General features: G+C 64.2%; 19 protein-coding genes. 17 read left to right on the forward strand and 2 right to left on the reverse strand.

What is annotated here, in order from left to right; all coding sequences use genetic code 11:
• The first annotated feature begins 328 nt into the window (after positions 1-328).
• The 4 genes from NH14_RS10755 (at position 329) to groL (ending at position 5,933) form a co-directional block, all read left to right on the forward strand.
• Positions 329-2,074, forward strand: a complete 1,746-nt coding sequence (locus NH14_RS10755; RefSeq protein WP_035526587.1) for a SulP family inorganic anion transporter — start codon at positions 329-331, stop codon at positions 2,072-2,074.
• Positions 2,075-2,094: 20 nt separating this feature from the next.
• Positions 2,095-3,549 carry a DUF2252 domain-containing protein gene (locus NH14_RS10760; RefSeq protein ID WP_084225424.1) on the forward strand — a complete coding sequence of 485 codons (1,455 nt, stop codon included), beginning with the start codon at positions 2,095-2,097 and terminating at the stop codon, positions 3,547-3,549.
• A gap of 408 nt (positions 3,550-3,957) precedes the next feature.
• Positions 3,958-4,248, forward strand: coding sequence for a co-chaperone GroES (gene groES, locus NH14_RS10765; protein WP_028202123.1), 291 nt, complete (start codon positions 3,958-3,960; stop codon positions 4,246-4,248).
• 44 nt (positions 4,249-4,292) lie between these two features.
• The gene (gene groL, locus NH14_RS10770) at positions 4,293-5,933 is read left to right on the forward strand and encodes a chaperonin GroEL (RefSeq protein WP_035526581.1); all 1,641 of its coding nucleotides are present in this window, start codon (positions 4,293-4,295) and stop codon (positions 5,931-5,933) included.
• Positions 5,934-6,069: 136 nt separating this feature from the next.
• On the opposite strand, the gene NH14_RS10775 is transcribed toward groL, so the two are convergent.
• Positions 6,070-6,921 carry a hydroxymethylpyrimidine/phosphomethylpyrimidine kinase gene (locus NH14_RS10775; protein WP_035526579.1) on the reverse strand — a complete coding sequence of 284 codons (852 nt, stop codon included), beginning with the start codon at positions 6,919-6,921 and terminating at the stop codon, positions 6,070-6,072.
• 303 nt (positions 6,922-7,224) lie between these two features.
• Between NH14_RS10775 and NH14_RS10780 the strand changes: the two genes are divergently transcribed.
• The 8 genes from NH14_RS10780 to NH14_RS10815 all read left to right on the forward strand — a co-directional run bounded on the left by NH14_RS10780 (position 7,225) and on the right by NH14_RS10815 (position 14,188).
• Positions 7,225-7,395 carry a rubredoxin gene (locus NH14_RS10780; protein WP_008342674.1) on the forward strand — a complete coding sequence of 57 codons (171 nt, stop codon included), beginning with the start codon at positions 7,225-7,227 and terminating at the stop codon, positions 7,393-7,395.
• Between the two features lie 204 nt (positions 7,396-7,599).
• Entirely contained in the window at positions 7,600-9,141 is a 1,542-nt protein-coding gene (locus NH14_RS10785; protein WP_052148053.1) for a hypothetical protein, read from the forward strand.
• A 174-nt stretch (positions 9,142-9,315) separates the two neighbouring features.
• On the forward strand, positions 9,316-9,894 hold the full coding sequence (locus NH14_RS10790; protein WP_035526577.1) for a YqgE/AlgH family protein: 579 nt from the start codon (positions 9,316-9,318) through the stop codon (positions 9,892-9,894).
• Complete coding sequence (gene ruvX / locus NH14_RS10795; protein ID WP_035526575.1) at positions 9,891-10,334, forward strand: Holliday junction resolvase RuvX; 444 nt, start codon at positions 9,891-9,893, stop codon at positions 10,332-10,334. The genes NH14_RS10790 and ruvX overlap by 4 nt, the downstream gene beginning before the upstream one ends.
• 8 nt (positions 10,335-10,342) lie before the next feature.
• Entirely contained in the window at positions 10,343-10,867 is a 525-nt protein-coding gene (gene pyrR, locus NH14_RS10800; protein ID WP_035526572.1) for a bifunctional pyr operon transcriptional regulator/uracil phosphoribosyltransferase PyrR, read from the forward strand.
• 151 nt (positions 10,868-11,018) lie between these two features.
• Complete coding sequence (locus NH14_RS10805) at positions 11,019-12,038, forward strand: aspartate carbamoyltransferase catalytic subunit (protein ID WP_035526569.1); 1,020 nt, start codon at positions 11,019-11,021, stop codon at positions 12,036-12,038.
• Positions 12,039-12,064: 26 nt separating this feature from the next.
• Positions 12,065-13,363: a dihydroorotase gene (locus NH14_RS10810; protein WP_035526566.1), complete on the forward strand. Its 1,299-nt coding sequence runs from the start codon at positions 12,065-12,067 to the stop codon at positions 13,361-13,363.
• Between the two features lie 45 nt (positions 13,364-13,408).
• Positions 13,409-14,188: a lysophospholipid acyltransferase family protein gene (locus NH14_RS10815; RefSeq protein WP_052148052.1), complete on the forward strand. Its 780-nt coding sequence runs from the start codon at positions 13,409-13,411 to the stop codon at positions 14,186-14,188.
• 25 nt (positions 14,189-14,213) lie between these two features.
• Here NH14_RS10815 and NH14_RS10820 read toward each other — a convergent pair whose 3' ends face one another.
• On the reverse strand, positions 14,214-15,065 hold the full coding sequence (locus NH14_RS10820; RefSeq protein WP_035526563.1) for a symmetrical bis(5'-nucleosyl)-tetraphosphatase: 852 nt from the start codon (positions 15,063-15,065) through the stop codon (positions 14,214-14,216).
• Between the two features lie 405 nt (positions 15,066-15,470).
• On the opposite strand from NH14_RS10820, the gene rfbB reads away from it, so the two are divergent.
• Genes rfbB through NH14_RS10845 form a run of 5 tightly spaced genes read left to right on the forward strand, consistent with a single transcriptional unit; the run spans position 15,471 to position 19,782 of the window.
• Positions 15,471-16,532, forward strand: coding sequence for a dTDP-glucose 4,6-dehydratase (gene rfbB, locus NH14_RS10825; protein ID WP_035526561.1), 1,062 nt, complete (start codon positions 15,471-15,473; stop codon positions 16,530-16,532).
• Between the two features lie 11 nt (positions 16,533-16,543).
• Positions 16,544-17,437: a glucose-1-phosphate thymidylyltransferase RfbA gene (gene rfbA / locus NH14_RS10830; RefSeq protein ID WP_035526557.1), complete on the forward strand. Its 894-nt coding sequence runs from the start codon at positions 16,544-16,546 to the stop codon at positions 17,435-17,437.
• Positions 17,422-17,973, forward strand: a complete 552-nt coding sequence (rfbC, locus tag NH14_RS10835) for a dTDP-4-dehydrorhamnose 3,5-epimerase (protein ID WP_035526555.1) — start codon at positions 17,422-17,424, stop codon at positions 17,971-17,973. Before rfbA ends, rfbC begins: the two co-directional genes overlap by 16 nt.
• Entirely contained in the window at positions 17,966-18,874 is a 909-nt protein-coding gene (gene rfbD, locus NH14_RS10840; RefSeq protein WP_035526553.1) for a dTDP-4-dehydrorhamnose reductase, read from the forward strand. Before rfbC ends, rfbD begins: the two co-directional genes overlap by 8 nt.
• Positions 18,874-19,782, forward strand: coding sequence for a glycosyltransferase family 2 protein (locus NH14_RS10845; RefSeq protein ID WP_035526551.1), 909 nt, complete (start codon positions 18,874-18,876; stop codon positions 19,780-19,782). The genes rfbD and NH14_RS10845 overlap by 1 nt, the downstream gene beginning before the upstream one ends.
• The last annotated feature ends 44 nt before the right edge of the window (positions 19,783-19,826 follow it).

The following is a 19,826-nucleotide window of genomic DNA, read 5'->3' on the forward strand; positions in this document are numbered from 1 at the left end:
TTCACCGGACGCGGTCTGGAATCAAACAAGATGAGGCCGGGTTTGGACCAAAGTCTCTTCGACACGCGTTGTCTTCCGGGAAGCTATCAACAGCTATCGATAGTTTCCGTTCGCTAGCTAACCCAGTGTGATTGGGTGGGGCGCGTGACTATTGACTATTCGTATAAAAGAGACGACGGTGTCAGTCTCGAATCAGGTTTGCTGTTGTCTCAATCGGATCCCATCCCCTGCCGCATTTCCTGACAAACGGTTTAAAGCAGGTTTTCAGCGGATTTTGAGCGTTTTGGGACGGGACAATCTCGCCACGACACCCGCTGGAGGCGACGACATGAAACCGGCTGCTGCCACGGAGTCCCGTCCGCATCGCCTGCCATTTCTGCAAGGCGTCTTGCCAGTCAAGCCTGCCCAGTTGCCGCACGACATCGTTGCGGGCATCACGCTCGCCGCGCTCGGCATTCCCGAAGTGATGGGGTACACGAAGATTTCCGGCACGCCCACCGTGACCGGGCTCTATACGATATTGCTGCCGCTGATCGCGTTCGCGGTGCTGGGTGCGTCGCGGCAACTGGTGGTCGCGGCGGACTCCGCAACCGCCGCCATCCTTGCGGGCGAGCTTACGACCGTCGCTGCGTTGGGAAGTCCGAAATACGTCGGGCTCACCAGCACGGTGGCCCTCGCGGTTGCCGTGATGCTCGTGATCGCGCGGGTGTTCCGGCTGGGGTTTCTGGCCGACTTCCTTTCTCGCAGCGCATTGATCGGCTTTCTGACCGGCGTGGGCGTGCAGGTCGCCGCTGGCGAATTCGCCGGGCTGATCGGGCTGCCGAAAGAGGGGCATGGTCCGATCATGCAAGCCGTCTCCGCATTCGAGCGCATCCCCGCAGCGCACCTTGCAACCGCGGCGCTTTCGTTCGGCGTGCTGGCGGTGATCATCGGCTGCAAGCGTTTCGCGCCGCGCGCGCCCGGTGCGCTGATCGCCGTGATCGGCTCGATTCTTGCAAGCGGCGTTTTCGATTTCGCTGGGCGCGGCATCGCGGTAACGGGCGATGTGCCGGGCGGCCTGCCGTCGCTGTTCCTGCCGCGCCTGACGGCGGCCGATGTCAACGAGGTGCTGGTCACGGCCGCCTCGTGCTTCATCGTCATCATCGCGCAGAGCGCGGCGACCGCGCGCGCCTATGCCAACCGTTACAACGAGAAGGGCGACGACAACGCGGACCTCGTCGGGCTCGCGGCCGCGAACGCCGCGGCGGCATTCACGGGGACCTTCGTCGTGAATGGCAGTCCGACCAAGACCGAGATGGTCGACGAAGCGGGCGGCCGCACCCAGATCGCGCATCTCACGACGGCCGCCATCGTGCTGCTGGTGCTGCTGTTCCTCACGCGCCCGCTGAGCCTGCTGCCCGCGGCGGTATTGTCGGCAATCGTTTTCATGATCGGCGTGAAGCTGATCGACGCGAAAGGCATGGCCGAGCTCTATCGCATGCAGAAGGACGAATTGATCGTCGCCTTGCTGACGGCGGGCGTGGTCGTGTTCGTCGACGTGATGCACGGCATTCTCGCCGCTGTCGTGCTGTCGCTGATCGCTCATGTTCGGCATAGCTACCGCCTGCATACGCGCGTGCTCACGCGCAGTCCCTCCGGCCACTGGGTTCCGCATCGCGTCGAGCCGAATCTGTTCGCGGTGCCAGGCATTGTCGTCTACCGGTTCGAAGCCGACCTGTTCTATGCGAACACCGGACGCTTCACCGAGGAAGTGCTGATGCTCGTGAACGAAGCGAATCCGGCGCCGCGCTGGGTGGTGATCGATGCGTCGGTGATCAACAACATCGACTACACCGGCGGCAAGGCGTTGATACAGTTGGCTGAGGAGCTCGACCGGCGCGGTATCGGCATTGCGGCCGTCGCGCTTCCAACGGGCGTGCGCCGCGAGATCGAGCGCTACAAGGCGCTGCGTGCGCGAGGCGCGCAGCGCGAGATCTTCGCGACGGTCGATGCCGCGATCGAGGCGCTCGGCAACGTCGCGCCGGACACATCGGCGGCGTCGCCCGACAATGCGAAACCAGGCGAAAGCGAATGAATACCAAGAGGGGATGACGCGTGCCTAAAACCGTTGCAGATAAGCGCAATGTTCCTGCGAAGGAACCCGCTGGCCTGGGAGTTGCGGCTGCGCTCGAAGATCCGTCCATGCTGTTTGGCGGGCGCGGCTCGCTGGCGTCGCGAATGGGGCACGGCAAGGCGGCGCGCAAAAAGGCGCCGCGCGCGAAGCTGGCGGTGTGCAGGCTCGACGATCGCGATCCGCTCGCGTTGCTCGACGCATCCAACGTGGGCCGGGTGCCCGAGCTGATACCGATTCGCTACGCACGCATGGTCGCGAATCCGTTTGCGTTCTATCGCGGCGCCGCGCCGCTGATGGCTCATGACCTCTCGAAGCTGCCGAATTCCGGCGTGACCGTGCAGCTAGGCGGCGATGCGCACCTCGCGAACTTCGGACTGTTCGCGAGCCCGGAGCGGCGCATCCTGTTCGGACCCAACGACTTCGACGAAACGCTGCCTGGCCCGTTCGACTGGGATGTGCGCAGGTTGGCGACCTCGTTCGTGATCGCCGCGCGCGAACGCGGATTGGCGACGCGCGATCAGCGCGCCGTGGTGCGGCGGCTGTGCGAGACGTTCCGGCAACAGATCGCCAGGTTCGGCCAGATGGATACGCTCGACGTCTGGTACTACCAGTTCAGGGCCGCGAGCATGCTCGCGATTGCCGATACGCTGGAGGAAAAACAGAAAGAACTGGCGGTGATCGAGAAGGCGCGGCTGCAGTCGTCGCGTTCCGAGATGGGGCACGCCACCGAGATCGTCAACGGCAAGCTGCGCATCAAGGACGCGCCGCCGCTCGTGTATCACGTTCCGCTGGCGAGCCCGCACGACCAAAAGCAGTACGAGGCGCAGGTCCGGCGATTTTTTGCCGACTACCGCTTGACGCTGCCCGATGACCGGCGCGCATTGTTCGACCGCTATGAACTCGTGGATGTCGCCATTCGCGTCGTGGGCATCGGCTCGGTCGGGACGCGGTGCTATCAGGCGCTTTTCATGGCCGATGGAGAGTCCCCGCTGTTCCTTCAATTGAAGGAGGCGCGCGCTTCGGTGCTGGAGGGTTATGTGCCGCCGAGCCGCTTTCCGAATCACGGCCAGCGGGTGGTTAACGGACAGCGCCTGCTGCAGTCGGCGAGCGATATCTTCCTGGGGTGGTCGAAGATGCGGCACACGGGAAACGACTTCTACGTGCGCCAGTTGCGGGACATGAAAGGCGCCTTCGATTTCACCACCTTCGATGTCGAGGATCTCGGCGAATATGCGGTCTCCTGCGCGCACGCACTGGCCCATTCGATGGCCAAGGCGGGCGATCCGGCACTCCTTTGTGGCTATATGGGCAAGTCGAACGCCTTCGACGACGCAATCGAACGATTCGCACTCGCTTATGCCGACCGGAATGAAGCCGACTGGGAGATTTTGAAGGCGGCGGTTAAATCGGGGCGGATCCAGACCATTCGTCAGTGAGTCGATGTTTACGGGAATCCCCTGGGACGCTGACTAAAATTGGGGCGCGATATCAGGGTCATGGCAGCCCGCCATGGGGCTCGGTGTCACCAGACAATCCACAGTCCAGCGAGCGGTCTCGATAAGTAATTGTTTCTTAATGAAAAAATGACCGGTATTGCGCGGCTTGCGCCGGCGCGGTGAACTCGAATCCAGGTCACCGGGGTTCAAAATTTGGCTCTTTTAGGCCGCTCCCGCACCCGAAAAAAACCCATCCGGCCCGTTCTTGAATTTGTCATTCCTCGTCCATATAATTAGCACTCACCGCATGAGAGTGCTAACAACTCTGGTGCCAAACATCGCTGGCTGGTGGTTGTCGTCAGCCAGGTTTTGTCTCTTCAAGTCCCAACCAAGATAGAGGATCTATCCATGAACCTTCGTCCTTTGCATGATCGCGTGATCGTCAAGCGCCTGGATCAAGAAACCAAGACCGCTTCGGGCATCGTGATCCCGGACGCAGCGGCAGAAAAGCCGGATCAAGGTGAAGTCCTGGCCATCGGCCCGGGCAAGCGCGACGACAAGGGCGCCCTGATCGCGCTCGACGTGAAGGTCGGCGACCGCGTCCTGTTCGGCAAGTACGCAGGCCAGACCGTCAAGGTCGACGGCAACGAACTGCTCGTGATGCGCGAAGAAGACATCATGGCCGTGGTGAACAAGTAAGTTCAGACCACCGCTCATTCATCAAGAATTCAAGGAGTTAGAAGATGGCAGCTAAAGACGTCGTGTTCGGCGATTCCGCCCGTTCCAAGATGGTTGAAGGCGTGAACATTCTCGCCAACGCAGTGAAGGTCACGCTGGGTCCGAAGGGCCGCAACGTGGTCCTCGAGCGCTCGTTCGGCGGCCCGACGGTCACCAAGGATGGTGTCTCGGTCGCCAAGGAAATCGAGCTCAAGGACAAGCTCCAGAACATGGGCGCGCAAATGGTCAAGGAAGTTGCTTCCAAGACCAGCGACAACGCCGGTGACGGCACCACGACCGCTACGGTCCTGGCACAGTCGATCGTGCGCGAAGGCATGAAGTACGTCGCATCGGGCATGAACCCGATGGACCTCAAGCGCGGCATCGACAAGGCCGTTGCAGCAGCCATCGAAGAGCTGCGCAAGGTCAGCAAGCCCTGCACGACCAACAAGGAAATCGCTCAAGTCGGCTCGATCTCGGCAAACAGCGACACGTCGATCGGCGACCGTATCGCTGAAGCGATGGACAAGGTCGGCAAGGAAGGCGTCATCACCGTCGAAGACGGCAAGTCGCTGCAAGACGAGCTCGAAGTCGTCGAAGGCATGCAATTCGACCGCGGCTACCTCTCGCCGTACTTCATCAACAACCCGGACAAGCAAGTCGCTGTTCTGGAAAACCCGTTCGTCCTGCTGTTCGACAAGAAGATCTCGAACATCCGTGACCTGCTGCCGGTTCTGGAACAAGTCGCGAAGGCTGGCCGTCCGCTGCTGATCATCGCTGAAGACGTCGAAGGCGAGGCACTGGCCACGCTGGTCGTCAACAACATCCGCGGCATCCTGAAGACCGTTGCTGTGAAGGCTCCGGGCTTTGGCGACCGTCGCAAGGCCATGCTGGAAGACATCGCGATCCTGACCGGCGGCCAGGTCATCGCTGAAGAAACCGGCCTCACGCTCGAAAAGGCAACGCTGAACGAACTCGGTCAAGCGAAGCGCATCGAAGTGGGCAAGGAAAACACGACGATCATCGACGGCGCAGGCGAAGCCGCGAACATCGAAGCGCGCGTGAAGCAAATCCGCACGCAAATCGAAGAAGCGACCTCGGACTACGACCGTGAAAAGCTGCAAGAGCGCGTTGCCAAGCTGGCAGGCGGCGTTGCAGTGATCAAGGTTGGCGCTGCGACCGAAGTCGAAATGAAGGAAAAGAAGGCACGCGTGGAAGACGCGCTGCACGCAACCCGCGCTGCCGTTGAAGAAGGCATCGTCCCGGGCGGCGGCGTCGCGCTGATCCGTGCACGTACGGCAATCGCCAGCGTGAAGGGCGCCAACGCAGACCAGGACGCAGGTATCAAGATCGTCCTGCGCGCAATGGAAGAGCCGCTGCGCCAGATCGTCACGAACGGCGGCGAAGAAGCTTCGGTGGTCGTGGCAGCGGTTGCAGCTGGCCAGGGCAACTACGGCTACAACGCAGCGACGGGCGAGTACGTCGACATGGTTGAAGCCGGCGTGGTCGACCCGACGAAGGTCACGCGCACGGCGCTGCAAAACGCAGCTTCGGTCGCAGGCCTGCTGCTGACGACGGACGCAGCCGTTGCTGAAGTGCCGAAGGAAGATGCTCCGATGCCTGGCGGCATGCCCGGCGGCATGGGCGGCATGGGCATGGATATGTAAGAACGGCTCGCGCCGGAATTACGTTGAAGTGCGGGGGACGCGCCGTGAGGTGCGTTTCCCCAAGCCTGAAAAGAAAAACCCCGCAGTTTATCGCTGCGGGGTTTTTCTTTTGTGCGGTCCAGTCTGCGGTCTGGAATCAGGCGTCGCCTGGCGACGCATCGTCGCCCTCGGCATCGCCTTCCGCATCATTACTCCGCGCCCAAAAAAACCGGTCCGGCATCCACGCACCCATACCCGGCCGGAACGCGTTCTGCACGGCCTGATAGAGATACTCCTGCGCCTCGCGCACCGCCTCAGGCGGCTCCTGGCCGTTCGCGAGCAGCGCGGCGATCGCCGCGCCGAGCGTGTCGGCCAGCCCCATCATCGGCTGATTCGAGCGGTCCCAGAAGTCCTGGCGCAACTGGCCCTCTTCGCTATAGAGCGTGTTCACCACGCGGTGCGAGCCCGTTTCCATCGAGAGAATGTATTCGCAGCCTGTCGAGAGCAGATGCGAGATCGCGGTGTCGATGCTGGGCGTATCGGCGTCGCCGTCGGGCTGCGCGAGCGCGAGCAGCACCGAGACGTCGGCGACCAGCACGGTGGTTTGCGGCACCAGCAGATCGGTGACCACTTCGCGCAACTCGTCGGCGGCGAGCACGTGCTCGTCGTCGAGCGTGAAGTCGGGCGCGACAACGAGCGGCATCTCGTCGTAGTCGGCCACCACTTCGGCGATCGCGCTCACCACTTCTGCGCGCGTGCCCGCGCCCACCTTGAACGCCGCCACGGGCATGTCTTCCAGCAGCATGCGTGCCTGGGCCGCGACGGTTTCGGGGTCGAGACCGGTGACTTCGTCGCAGCCGGCCGAGTCGCGCACGGTGTAGCCGGTGAGCACGCTCACGCCGTGGCAGCCCATGCTGGCGAGCGTGAGCAGGTCGGCTTGCAGGCCGCCGCCGCCGGTCGGGTCGGAAAGGCCGAAGGTAAGGACGATGGGAGGGGTGTCGCCGGGCATGTACGTTGACGCGAAGTGTTGGGTTGGCTCGTGGTTGTAGCGGATGCTGGCGCGGCCATCTCGCGCCGACGGTTCAATTATGCGGCCTGGAAGCGGTTGCGGGGGACGGATGACCTGCTGCCCACGAGGGATTTTCTCGTGTTGACAGCGCGTCAGGCGCAGGACTTGGGTGCCGTCACAGTTGCTAGGCATGGAATCGGCAACACGGTACCATCATGGCTCCTGTTTTTCCCGATAGTTTTCCCGATCGTCCGCGGCGCTTGTCCGCAGGCGGTTTTTTGGACTTTTCGACGCGGCATAAGAATGGAATATAGAAGCTGGATGTGCCTGATCTGCGGCTGGATCTACGATGAAGAAGCCGGTTTGCCAGACGAAGGCATCGCCCCCGGCACGCGCTGGGAGGATGTTCCCATCAACTGGACCTGCCCTGAGTGCGGCGCACGCAAGGAAGACTTCGAGATGGTCCAGATCTGACGCGTCTTGGGCGAGGCTTCGGCCTGGTCTTCATCAGCTGTTTTTAGTACCGTTGTCGAACGTTTTGCCGGCTTTCCGTGGCGCCCGTGGTTGGCGTCCGCGCTTTTTGCCTGATCCCGCCGGTCTTCGCGCGAGGCGGTAGTCGGCCAGCCGGCCGGCTCGCCGCTTTTTGCACCGCATCGCAACTGTTCCAGGCACTGTCTCATGAGCCTTCATACGACGTCGGTTGCCCGTTTCGAAGCGTTGCCCAATCCGCGCGGGGGGCATGTGCCGTTCGCGCACGCGGCGCTCGCCCAGGCGCTGGCCGCGCTCGACGAACAGCGCGATGTCGCGCGGCCGCTGCGCCAGGCGGCGCGCGCGTTGCGCGACGCGGGCTGGTTCGCGGCGGCGCGCTTTGCGGATACGTTGCTGCTGGCCTCGCCGCTCGCGCTGGCGGCATCGGTGCCCGCGCCGCCGCCGCCCGGCATGCCGCCGCGGCCCGCGCACGAACACGATGGAGCAGATGAGGGCCACATTCGCGAGGCCTTTCGCGATGCGCTGATCGATCTGGTCGGCGCGCTCGAGCGTCACAATCTGCGTGAACTGGCGTGCTCGCCGGTGCTGTATGCGCGCCAGCGCGTGCTGTTCGAGGCGCTCGCCTCGCATGGGGCTGGCGTCGTGCTTGCTTACGAGGATGTCGCGCTGTCTGGTCGGCCCATTGCGGTCGCCACGCTGGCCGCGCAACCGGGGCAGCGGCTCGCGCAGATTCGGGCGCGCTACGAGGCGGCCTTGCTGCCCGCGTTGAAGGCGCGCATGGCCAACGGCAGCCGTGCGGCGGAGCAGTTCGCGCAGGCCGCGTTCGGCGAGTTGGACGCGTGCATCGCGGAGCTCGCGAGCGCCGATGTCTACGACTTCTGGCGTCTTGCCTCCGCTTGCGCCCGGGTGCTGCGCAACGGCGTGACGATCTGGGGCGATGGCCCCATGCGCTCGTTTTACGCGCGTTGCAATCTGCTGATTGCCGAGCAGGCGCGCGGCCTGCGCGTTGCACCTCAGTCGTTCGTGTGCGTGGCGCTGGCGGTGTTGTGGCGCGATTACGCGCTCTTCGGCGCCGCAGCGGAAGATACCGCCGATGTCGATCTGCTGCTCGACTACGGCCTGACCGTGGATTGGCACGTTGCGGGCACCCAGGCCTCCGAGGCGTTGTGGGAGGCGGGCAGCGCGCAGGCCGATGCGCTGGCGGCGCGCGTGGCGCCCACGCGCGAGCTGGGTGCGCTTGTGGTGAACGGCAACGCGTACGAAGATTTCCTGCAGACCGCCGATGCCGCCATGCTGGAGCTTGGCACGGCGTCTCGCGCACTGTCGCTGCGGCCTGCGGGTGCGCCCGTGGATTGCGCGGCGGCGCTTGTAGCGGCGGATGCGGCGTATCGCATCGGCGCGGCGGCGTGGGCGCTCGGGCTTGGCCACGTGGGCCTGCTCTCCGACGCGCTCGGCCTTGCCTGGCGGCGCACCGCGCACGCGGCGGCTGGCGGGGCGCGGGGGGCGCAGGGGGCGCAAGCAGCGTCGGGCTACGTGGCCGTGGAAGCACCGGGCGCGCAGGCGATCGAACACGCCAACGAGGCGCTGCGCGCGATGTTGCACAAGGTGGCGGCGGGCGTCGCGCAACCCGATGCGAGCGCGGCGGTGCGCGCCCTTGGCGCGGCAATTGCGGCGGGCGCAACCAGTGGTGTTGGCGAAGCGGGCGCGGCGGCGCAACTCGCGCCGCGTTGAAGCGCATCGCTTTGTCCGGCGTGCGTTGGCGCACAGGTGCGTCCACATACGCCTCGGCGGCCATGCCGCCGGGTCGGCTGCGCGTGATAGAGTGATCACCTAATTGCTACGGAGCGCTGGAAAGTGCGTTGAGGCCAGCCGCCGTTCCGTATCGTCTTTGCTAGAATTCAAACCATGTCCAAGAGTAACGATCGCATCAATCTGACCAACCAGTTCCTGATCGCCATGCCGAACATGGCGGACCCCACGTTTTCAGGAACGGTGGTCTACCTTTGCGATCATTCCGAGCGCGGCGCGCTCGGCCTCGTGATCAATCGTCCTACCGATATCGATCTGGAAGCGCTGTTCTCGCGTATCGACCTCAAGCTCGAAATCGAACCGCTGCTGCACGTGCCCGTCTATTTCGGCGGCCCGGTGCAGACCGAGCGCGGCTTCGTCCTGCACGCGCCCAAGACCGGCACGAACTACACCTCGTCGATGTCGGTGCCCGGCGGCCTCGAAATGACCACCTCGAAGGACGTGCTCGAAGCCGTCGCCAGCGGCACCGGACCCGAGCAGTTCCTGCTCACGCTCGGCCACGCCGGCTGGGGCGCGGGCCAGCTCGAAGACGAAATCTCGAAGAACGGCTGGCTCACAGTCGAAGCCGATCCGAAGATCGTGTTCGACGTGCCCGCCGAAGAGCGCTTCGAAGCGGCGCTCGCGCTGCTCGGCATTTCGTCGACGATGCTTTCGGGCGAGGCGGGCCACGCATGAGCGTGGCGGCAGGGCGAGGGCGAGGCGCTGCCGAGGCGACCTTGCTGGCGTTCGACTACGGCGAGAAACGCATTGGCGTGGCGCTCGGCAATGCGCTCACGCGCAGCGCCCGCGCGCTCACCGTGATCCAGAACCGCAGCATCGACTATCGCTTCGAAGCCGTCAGCGCGCTGCTGCGCGAATGGCAACCCGATCTGCTCGTGGTGGGCCTGCCGTGTCATCCCGACGGCACGCCGCACGTCATGACGAAGCTGGCCAAACGCTTCGGCAATCAACTGAACGGCCGCTTCAATCTGCCCGTGGTCTGGGTGGACGAGCGCTATTCCTCCGTCGATGCCGAAGCGCGCCTGCGCGAACGCGGCGAGCGCGCCGAGCATGTGGACGCCGAAGCGGCCTGCGTGATCCTCCAGCAGTACCTCGACGAAAACACGCCCCAATAATTCCCGTGATGAACACACCCGACGCCGAGGCGCTGTACCGCGCCGTTCTCGAGCAGATTCGCGCGGCTTACCCGGCCGACACGTTCGGTGCGCCCGATGGCATGGCGATTGCCGGCATCCATAGCGGCGGCGCATGGCTGGCCGAACGGCTCGCGCACGACCTTGGAGCCACGCAATGGGGCGTGGTGAACGTCGCGCTGCATCGCGACGATTACGCGAAGAAGGGCCTGCACAGCCAGGCGAGCCCGACCGCGCTGCCGTTCGAAGTGGAAGGCCGCCGCATCCTGCTCGTCGACGACGTGCTGCACACCGGGCGCACCGTGCGCGCGGCGCTCAACGAACTCTACGACTATGGCCGGCCCGCTTCGGTCGAGCTGGCCGTGCTCGTCGACCGCGGCGGGCGCGAGTTGCCCGTGGCGGCGCGCTTCACCGGCGGCGAGATGCGGCAGGCGGACCCGGAGTCGACGCTCGTGCTCGAGCGCGCCGACGATGGCCGCTTCGCGTTGCGCATCGAACCGCGCGAGGCGCACTGAACCGCACTGCCAGAACGAGGCCTGAGCGAAGCCTGAGCGAAGCCATTAAGCACCGCCACGCTCGGGCAACATCACCGAACCCGATACCGATACCAGCGGATCCGCCGAGACCCGGCCAGATCCAGTCAGACACCCGCGCAGGAATTTCGCGATGAACACACAGCCCACGCCGGCACCAGCCGCACCGGACGACAAGCGCTTTCGCTACGGTTTCTTGAAGGGCAATCCGCAGCTCACGAAGAACGGCGAACTCAAGCATCTGCTCACGATCGAGGGCCTGCCGCGCGCGATCCTCACGCACATTCTCGACACCGCCACGCAGTTCGTGAGCGTTACCGACCGCGACGTAAAGAAAGTGCCGCTGTTGCGCGGCAAGTCGGTGTTCAACCTGTTCTTCGAGAACTCCACGCGCACGCGCACGACCTTCGAGATCGCGGCCAAGCGCCTCTCGGCGGACGTGCTCAACCTGAACATCAACGCCTCGTCTACGAGCAAGGGCGAGTCGCTGCTCGACACCATCGGCAATCTCTCGGCGATGCACGCCGACATGTTCGTCGTGCGCCACGCGTCGAGCGGCGCGCCGTACCTGATCGCCGAGCATTGCGCGCCGCACGTGCACGTGATCAACGCCGGCGACGGGCGCCACGCGCACCCGACGCAGGGCCTGCTCGACATGTACACGATCCGCCATTACAAGCGCGACTTCACGAATCTGCGCGTGGCGATTGTCGGCGACATCCTGCATTCGCGCGTCGCGCGCTCGGACATCCACGCGCTCACCACGCTCGGCGTGCCCGAAGTGCGCGCGATCGGCCCGCGCACGCTGCTGCCGGGCGGACTCGAGCAGATGGGCGTGCGCGTGTTCCATAACCTCGACGAAGGCTTGAAGGACGTCGACGTCATCATCATGCTGCGCCTGCAGAACGAGCGCATGAGCGGGGCGCTGCTGCCATCGGCGCAGGAGTACTTCAAGAGCTGGGGCTTGACGCCCGAGCGGCTCGCGCTCGCCGCGCCCGATGCGATCGTGATGCACCCGGGGCCGATGAACCGCGGCGTTGAAATCGATTCGCAGGTCGCGGACGGCCCGCAGTCGGTGATCCTCAACCAGGTGAGCTTCGGCATTGCGGTGCGCATGGCGGTGATGGGCATCGTCGCCGGTAATAACGAATGAACGGGCGAGAACTACAAGGGCAGCGCATGAAGATTCACATTCAAGGCGGCACGCTGATCGATCCAGCCAATGTGTCGGCAGGAACCGAAACGCAGCAGGACGTGTACATCGCGGACGGCAAGATTGCCGCGCTCGGCGCCGCGCCTGCCGGCTTTCACGCGGACCGAACGCTCGACGCGAAGGGCCTCATGGTCGCGCCGGGTCTCGTCGACCTGAGCGCGCGGCTGCGCGAGCCGGGCTACGAGCACAAGGCCACGCTCGACTCGGAAATGAACGCGGCGCTCGCGGGCGGCGTGACGAGCCTCGTGTGCCCGCCCGACACCGATCCGGTGCTCGACGAAGCGGGCCTGGTCGAGATGCTCAAGTACCGCGCGGGCAAGCTCGAACGCGCGCATGTATATCCGCTCGGCGCGCTCACGGTCGGCCTGAAGGGCGACGTGATCACCGAGATGGTTTCGCTCACCGAAGCCGGCTGCATCGGCTTCACGCAGGCCGACAAGCCGATCGCCGACACGCAGGTCCTGCTGCGCGCGCTTCAGTACGCGAGCACCTACGGCTACGCCGTGTGGCTGCGCCCCCAGGACGCGTATCTCGCGAAGGGCGGTGTGGCCGCAAGCGGAGCGCTGGCTTCGCGGCTCGGGCTTTCGGGCGTGCCGGTGAGCGCGGAAACCATCGCGCTCTTCACGCTCTTCGAGCTGATGCGCGTGACGGGCGCGCGCGTGCACGTTCAGCATCTTTCGTCGGCGGCGGGCGTTGAGCTCATGCGCGCGGCGAAGGCCGAAGGCCTGCCCGTGACCTGCGACGTCACGGCCAACCACGTGCATCTGATCGACATGGACATCGGCTATTTCGATGCCCAGTTCCGGCTCGACCCGCCGCTGCGCCAGCAACGCGACCGCGAGGCGATTCGCGCGGGTCTCGCCGATGGCACCATCGACGCGATCTGTTCGCAGCACACCCCCGTGGACGACGACGAGAAGCTGCTGCCGTTCGCCGAAGCCACGCCGGGCGCGAGCGGGCTCGAACTGCTGCTGTCGCTTACGGTGAAGTGGGCGCAGGAAGCAGGGGTGCCGCTTGCGAAGGCACTGGCGCGCATCACTTCGGCGCCTGCCGGCGTGATGCGGCGAGAGGCAGGGCGACTTGCCGTAGGCGCGCCCGCCGACCTCTGCGTGTTCGATACGAACGCGCACTGGCGCGTCGAGCCGCGCGCGCTCAAGAGCCAGGGGCACAATACGCCGTTCCTCGGCTACGAACTGCCCGCCGTGGTGCGCGCAACGCTGGTGGCGGGGCGCATCGGCTTCGAGCGCGACGCCGGACATCATTGAGGCTCATCGAGCGCACTCGCGACCGCCATCGACATTCATATCCCCATGAGGCTCTTTATACGCAAAGCCCGGCTGCTCGGGCACCTGCTGCGCGGCGCCTGGACCGTCGGCGTGCGCTTTCCGCGCGCGACGCCCCAAGCGCGCCACGCCATGAACCGCGCCTGGTCGCGCCGGATGCTCGAACTGTGCGGCATGAAGATCGTCGTGCATAACGACGCGGCGCGGCTCGACGCGGGCGCGCTCGTCGTGAGCAATCACATTTCGTGGATCGACATCTACGTGATCAACGCGTGGCGGCCGACGCCGTTCGTCTCGAAGGCCGAGATCCGCCATTGGCCGCTGATCGGCTGGTTCGCGCAGAATCTGGACACCGTGTTCATCGAGCGCGAGAGGCGCAGCGACGCGCACCGCATCATGCACGAACTGGCGGCGCGCCTTGGGCGCGGCGAACTGATGTGCGTGTTCCCGGAGGGTACGACCACCGACGGCCTCGCGATCAAGCCGTTTCACGCAAATATGTTCCAGGCGCCAGTGTCGGCGGGCGCGCCGGTGCAGCCCATCTGCATCCTCTATGAAGACGCGCTGGGGCGGCAGTCGGCCGCACCAGCGTATATCGACGATGTCTCGCTCAAAGAGTCGCTCGATATGTTGCTCAAGGCCGGGCCGATTACGGCGCATGTGTATGTATGCGAGGCGATCGAGCCGGGCGATGATCGCCGCAGGCTCGCGGCGCAAGCGCACGGCGCGGTGGGGGAGGCGCTGGAGGTGCTGCGCTCGCCGGCGCGGGTGGATCGGCAGGGGCTGCGCAGCGGGGTTGACGCTTAAGGCAGGGCGCTTGCGCGCCGCGCGTTCAGCCCGAGACCGCGCGGCAGCTCGAGCAGGGTACCTGGGTGAGCACGCGCTGATCGGGATCGGCTTGCAGGCTGACCGCCGAAAGATGCGCGCCCCAAACGCAGCCCGAGTCCAGGCCGATCAGGTTTTCGCGCAACGTGAGGCCAAGCGCCGCCCAATGGCCGAACACCACGGTGGCGTTATCGGTCTTGCGTCCAGGCGCGTCGAACCACGGCATAAAACCTGGAGGAGCGGAATCGAGCCCGCCGCTCGTGGAGAAGTCCATGACGCCATCGGCGTTGCAAAAGCGCATGCGCGTAAGCGCGCTGCAGGTGATGCGCAGCCGCTCGATCCCCTTCAGATTCTTCGACCAGCGGCTCGGCTCGTTGCCGTAGAGGCCGGCCAGCACTTCTTTCCAGTTGTCGCCACGCAACGCCTTTTCGAAGTCGCGCGCGAGTTCCAGCGTGAGTTCCACATCCCATTGCGGCAGCACGCCGGCGTGCACCATCAGCATGCCCTGGTCGTAATGCGCGATCGGACGATGGCGCACCCAGTGCAGAAGATCCTCGGCATCGGGAGCGCTGAGGATGTCGTCGATGGTGTCGCCCTTTTTCGACTTGCGGATGCCCGCCGACACCGAAAGCAGGTGCAGATCGTGATTGCCGAGCACCGCCACCGCGCGGTCGCCGAGCGCGATTACCTCGCGCAGCGTCTCCAGCGAATCGGGGCCGCGATTGATGAGGTCGCCCGCGAACCAGAGCGGGGTGTCGGCGGAAGGGCCGGCCTTGGCAAGCAGTTCGCGAAATGGGGTAAGACAGCCTTGAAGATCGCCAAAAGCGAGAGGCGGCGGAAATGGCGCGTGCGTGGTCATCGAAGCGAAAACAGGTGCGGATAAGCTGCGGGTGAGCGTGACTGTGTCTCGGGGCAAGTAGACGACGGTATCACAGGAAAACGATTGCGGTATGAGCGCGGATGAATTGTCTCGTTCGTTTGGGCGCAAATTGACGCAGGCGAGTCGTCGAACCGCAATCGAATATTTGCGCGCTGGAGCGAGAAGGTCAGAAATTGTCAAGCTGTTTCAAGATGTTAGGGGTATGGCTTTCGCTCAGGCTGCCCGTATAATTGCTGTTACAAAATCAGAGCCAAAGTATGCTGCGTGGATAAAATCAGCCGTTATCGTGCCTGAAGTCCATTGTTTACAGCATTCTTTCGAGCGTCTGGCCACGGGGATTCGCGCCAGACCAGCCTCCAATCTCGCGTCAAAAAAGGGAGTTCCATGATCCTGGTAACGGGCGGTGCCGGCTTTATCGGCGCCAACTTTGTGCTTGACTGGTTCCGTCAATCCGACGAAGCCGTTCTGAACGTAGACAAGCTGACCTACGCGGGCAATCTTGGAACCTTGCGCTCGCTGCAGGGCAATCCGAATCACGTGTTCGCGCGCGTGGACATCTGTGATCGCGCCGCGCTCGACGCGCTGCTCGCCGAGCACAAGCCGCGCGCCGTGCTGCATTTCGCGGCGGAAAGCCATGTCGACCGCTCGATCCATGGTCCGGCTGACTTTGTTCAGACCAATGTCGTCGGCACCTTCACGCTGCTCGAAGCCACGCGCCAGTACTGGAACACCCTGCCCGAGACGGAAAAGGCCGCCTTCCGCTTCCTGCACGTGTCCACGGACGAAGTGTTCGGTTCGCTTTCGGCTACGGATCCCCAATTCTCGGAAACCACCCCGTACGCCCCGAACAGCCCGTACTCGGCCACCAAGGCCGGCTCGGACCATCTCGTGCGCGCCTACCACCATACGTACGGGTTGCCGGTGCTCACCACGAACTGCTCGAACAACTACGGTCCGTACCAGTTCCCCGAAAAGCTCATTCCGCTGATGATTGCCAACGCGCTCGCCGGCAAGCCGCTGCCCGTGTACGGCGACGGCCAGAACGTGCGCGACTGGCTCTATGTGGGCGACCACTGCAGCGCGATCCGCGAAGTGCTCGCGCGCGGCAAGTCTGGCGAGACCTACAACGTGGGCGGCTGGAACGAGAAGAAGAACCTCGAGGTCGTGCACACGCTGTGCGACCTGCTCGACGAGATGCGGCCGAAGGCTGCGGGCTCGTATCGCGACCAGATCACCTATGTGACGGATCGCCCCGGCCATGACCGCCGCTACGCGATCGACGCGCGCAAGCTCGAGCGCGAACTGGGCTGGAAGCCGGCCGAGACGTTCGAAACGGGTCTTGCGAAGACGGTGCGCTGGTACCTGGATAACCAGGCCTGGGCCGACGAGGTTGCCTCGGGCGACTACCGCAAGTGGGTCGAAACGAACTACGCGCAGCGCGCGTAAGGGCACCCGACATGGCGCGCAAAGGCATCATTCTCGCCGGCGGTTCCGGCACGCGGCTCTATCCGATCACCCACGCGGTCTCCAAGCAGCTGCTGCCGGTGTACGACAAGCCGATGATCTACTACCCGCTGTCGACGCTGATGGTGGCGGGCATCCGCGACGTGCTCATCATCTCGACGCCGCAGGACACGCCGCGCTTCGAGGCGATGCTCGGCGACGGCAGCCAGTGGGGCATGAACATCCAGTACGCGGTACAGCCGTCGCCGGACGGGCTCGCGCAGGCGTTCATCATCGGCCGGGAGTTCGTGGGCAACGACCCGTCGGCGCTGATTCTCGGCGACAACATCTTCTACGGCCACGATCTGGCGAAGCAACTCGAGCGCGCGGATGCGCAGGACACGGGCGCGACGGTGTTCGCGTATCACGTGCACGATCCGGAGCGCTATGGCGTGGTCGAGTTCGACAAGGGCTTCCGGGCGCTGTCGATCGAGGAGAAGCCGGCGCAGCCGCGCTCGAACTATGCGGTGACGGGCCTGTACTTCTACGACAACCGCGTGTGCGACATCGCGGCGGACATCAAGCCGTCGCCGCGCGGGGAGCTCGAGATCACCGACGTGAACTCGCGCTATCTGAGCGACGGTGCGCTGAATGTCGAGATCATGGGCCGGGGTTACGCGTGGCTGGATACCGGCACGCATGACTCGCTGATCGAGGCGGCGACGTTCATCGCGACGCTGCAAAAGCGTCAGGGGCTTGTGGTTGCATGCCCGGAAGAGATTGCGTACCGCCGCCAGTGGATCGATGCGGAGCAGGTGCAGAGGCTTGCCAAGCCGCTTTCGAAGAACGAGTACGGTAAATATTTGTTGAACATTCTCACGGATCAGGTTGCATGGCCATCACGGTAACTGCTACGGCGCTCCCCGAAGTCAAGATCATCGAACCGAAGGTGTTCGGTGACACGCGCGGCTACTTCTACGAGAGCTTCAACGGACGCGAATTCGACGAACTGGTCGAAGCCGGCGTCGAGTTCGTGCAGGACAATCATTCGCGCTCGGCGAAGGGTGTTCTGCGTGGGCTGCACTACCAGGTTCAGCATGCCCAGGGCAAGCTCGTGCGCGTGGTGGAAGGGGAGGTGTTCGACGTTGCCGTCGATATCCGCCGCAGCTCGCCCAATTTCGGCAAGTGGGTTGGCGTGAACCTTTCGGCCGAGAATCATCGGCAACTGTGGGTGCCGCCGGGCTTCGCGCACGGCTTCGTCGTGATTTCGGAGTCGGCGCAGTTCCTGTACAAGACCACCGACTACTGGTTCCCCGAGCACGAGCGCAGCATCGTGTGGAACGACCCGGAAATTGGTATCGAATGGCCAATCGACTTCGAGCCGTTGCTGGCGGCGAAGGATGCGGCGGGCAAGCGGTTGGCGGAAGCAGAAGTCTATGCGTGAGGATTCGATGGACAGCCAGCCGACGATTCTCGTTACCGGTGTGAACGGTCAGGTCGGGTTTGAGTTGCTGCGCAGCTTGCAGGGCTTGGGGCGCGTGATTGGCCTTGATCGCGCGGCGCTCGATCTCGCCGATCTCGATCGCGTGCGCGAAGTTGTGCGCGCAACGAAGCCGTCGATCATCGTGAATCCTGCGGCGTATACCGCCGTGGACAAGGCCGAATCGGACGAAGCCATGGCGCGGCGGCTCAATGCCGAAACGCCCCAGGTGTTTGCTGAAGAGGCCGCGAAGTGCGGCGCAACGCTGATCCACTATTCGACCGATTACGTGTTCGACGGCACGAAAGACGCGCCGTACGTGGAAACTGATGCGGTTAATCCGCAGAACGTCTACGGTCGCACCAAACTCGAAGGCGAGCAGGCGATTGCGGCGAGTGATTGCGCGCATCTGATCCTGCGCACGAGTTGGGTCTATGGCCGACGCGGCAAGAACTTTCTGCTGACGATGCTCAAGCTTGGCGCGGAGCGTCCTGAGCTTCGCGTGGTGGCCGACCAGATCGGGGCGCCGACGTGGTCGCGCACGATTGCCGATGTGACGGCGCATGTCGTCGCGCAAGGATTGGCGGCTCAGCGCGGCGGCAATGCGCAGTGGTGGCGTGAGCGTTCGGGCATCTACAACCTGACGGCCGGCGGCGCCACGTCGTGGCATGGCTTCACGCAGGCCATCCTTGGTATCGCGATGGGCGATAAGGCCCCGAACGTGCTGCCGATCCCGGCTTCAGAGTATCCGGTGCCGGCGAAGCGACCGGCAAATTCGCGGATGGCGGGTGACAAGCTTGCGAACACATTCGGGCTGCGACCGCCGATGTGGGACGAAGCACTGCGTCTTTGTCTCGAAGATTGATGGATGCAAGCGTGGTTGGCGATGCCGGGACCGGCACGGTCGTCGTGTTCTACCGTCCCGATGCAGGGTGTGTCGCGCGTGCGAACCGGCTAGCCAGTCTTGGGCCTTGCGTGGTCGTCGACAACACCGAAGAGGTGTACGACCCCGCAGCTCTCGGGCTCGACCCACGCGTTCACTATCTGCCGAACGGAGCTAACCTCGGTATTGCCACGGCAATCAACCAGGGCGTCGAAGCGTTGATCGCGTGTGGCTGCACGAGCGCGATTCTCTTCGATCAAGACAGCGAACCATCGGATGAATTGCTGAACACACTGCCGCTTACGCTGAAGAGCGAGCTCGCGCGCGGTACGAAGGTAGCGCTCATCGGCCCAGCCTATGAGGACGGCAGACTGGGCGGGATTGCGCCGTTCGTGCGGTTCGGAATGTGGCGGCTCAAGCGGATTGCGCCTGTTGGGACACGTCCGATCGAGATCGATTTTCTGATCACATCGGGGTCATGCATCAATCTTGCCGCGTGGCCGGCAATTGGTCCGATGGATGACGCGCTCTTTATCGACTTCGTCGATCTCGAATGGTGTGTGCGAGCGCGCAACAAGGGTTTTTCGGTGTTGGGCGCGCCTGCGCTGAGGCTAGCCCATTCGCTGGGCGGCGAGCCCGTGCGGGTGTTCGGTCGCGCGTATCCGGGGCATGGTGCACTGCGCCACTATTACCAGTTCCGAAACTGCATTGCACTGATGAAACGTGGCTACATGCCCTGGAGCTGGAAGTCCACCGAGCTCGTGAAGCTGCCGGGGCGGCTCGTGATCTATGGCTTGTTCATGTCACCACGCGGCGAACATCTGAAGATGGCGCTGCTCGGCATCTGGCATGGCTTGACGGGCCGATTGGGGGCGTTGTCGCGTGGCTAGTAGCCCGTGAGCGACAATGCCGCTTCTAACTATCATTCTGAGAT

It is taken from the genome of Paraburkholderia sacchari (genome assembly GCF_000785435.2).
Taxonomy (GTDB): Bacteria; Pseudomonadota; Gammaproteobacteria; order Burkholderiales; family Burkholderiaceae; genus Paraburkholderia; species Paraburkholderia sacchari.

Bases quoted from the DNA above. Each gene is read 5' to 3' on its own strand.
- NH14_RS10755 (WP_035526587.1), top strand. From the start codon at position 329: ATGAAACCGGCTGCTGCCACGGAGTCCCGTCCGCATCGCCTGCCATTT.
- groES (WP_028202123.1), top strand. From the start codon at position 3,958: ATGAACCTTCGTCCTTTGCATGATCGCGTGATCGTCAAGCGCCTGGAT.
- groL (WP_035526581.1), top strand. From the start codon at position 4,293: ATGGCAGCTAAAGACGTCGTGTTCGGCGATTCCGCCCGTTCCAAGATG.
- NH14_RS10775 (WP_035526579.1), bottom strand. From the start codon at position 6,921: ATGCCCGGCGACACCCCTCCCATCGTCCTTACCTTCGGCCTTTCCGAC.
- NH14_RS10780 (WP_008342674.1), top strand. From the start codon at position 7,225: ATGGAATATAGAAGCTGGATGTGCCTGATCTGCGGCTGGATCTACGAT.
- NH14_RS10785 (WP_052148053.1), top strand. From the start codon at position 7,600: ATGAGCCTTCATACGACGTCGGTTGCCCGTTTCGAAGCGTTGCCCAAT.
- NH14_RS10790 (WP_035526577.1), top strand. From the start codon at position 9,316: ATGTCCAAGAGTAACGATCGCATCAATCTGACCAACCAGTTCCTGATC.
- ruvX (WP_035526575.1), top strand. From the start codon at position 9,891: ATGAGCGTGGCGGCAGGGCGAGGGCGAGGCGCTGCCGAGGCGACCTTG.
- pyrR (WP_035526572.1), top strand. From the start codon at position 10,343: ATGAACACACCCGACGCCGAGGCGCTGTACCGCGCCGTTCTCGAGCAG.
- NH14_RS10805 (WP_035526569.1), top strand. From the start codon at position 11,019: ATGAACACACAGCCCACGCCGGCACCAGCCGCACCGGACGACAAGCGC.
- NH14_RS10810 (WP_035526566.1), top strand. From the start codon at position 12,065: ATGAAGATTCACATTCAAGGCGGCACGCTGATCGATCCAGCCAATGTG.
- NH14_RS10815 (WP_052148052.1), top strand. From the start codon at position 13,409: ATGAGGCTCTTTATACGCAAAGCCCGGCTGCTCGGGCACCTGCTGCGC.
- NH14_RS10820 (WP_035526563.1), bottom strand. From the start codon at position 15,065: ATGACCACGCACGCGCCATTTCCGCCGCCTCTCGCTTTTGGCGATCTT.
- rfbB (WP_035526561.1), top strand. From the start codon at position 15,471: ATGATCCTGGTAACGGGCGGTGCCGGCTTTATCGGCGCCAACTTTGTG.
- rfbA (WP_035526557.1), top strand. From the start codon at position 16,544: ATGGCGCGCAAAGGCATCATTCTCGCCGGCGGTTCCGGCACGCGGCTC.
- rfbC (WP_035526555.1), top strand. From the start codon at position 17,422: ATGGCCATCACGGTAACTGCTACGGCGCTCCCCGAAGTCAAGATCATC.
- rfbD (WP_035526553.1), top strand. From the start codon at position 17,966: ATGCGTGAGGATTCGATGGACAGCCAGCCGACGATTCTCGTTACCGGT.
- NH14_RS10845 (WP_035526551.1), top strand. From the start codon at position 18,874: ATGGATGCAAGCGTGGTTGGCGATGCCGGGACCGGCACGGTCGTCGTG.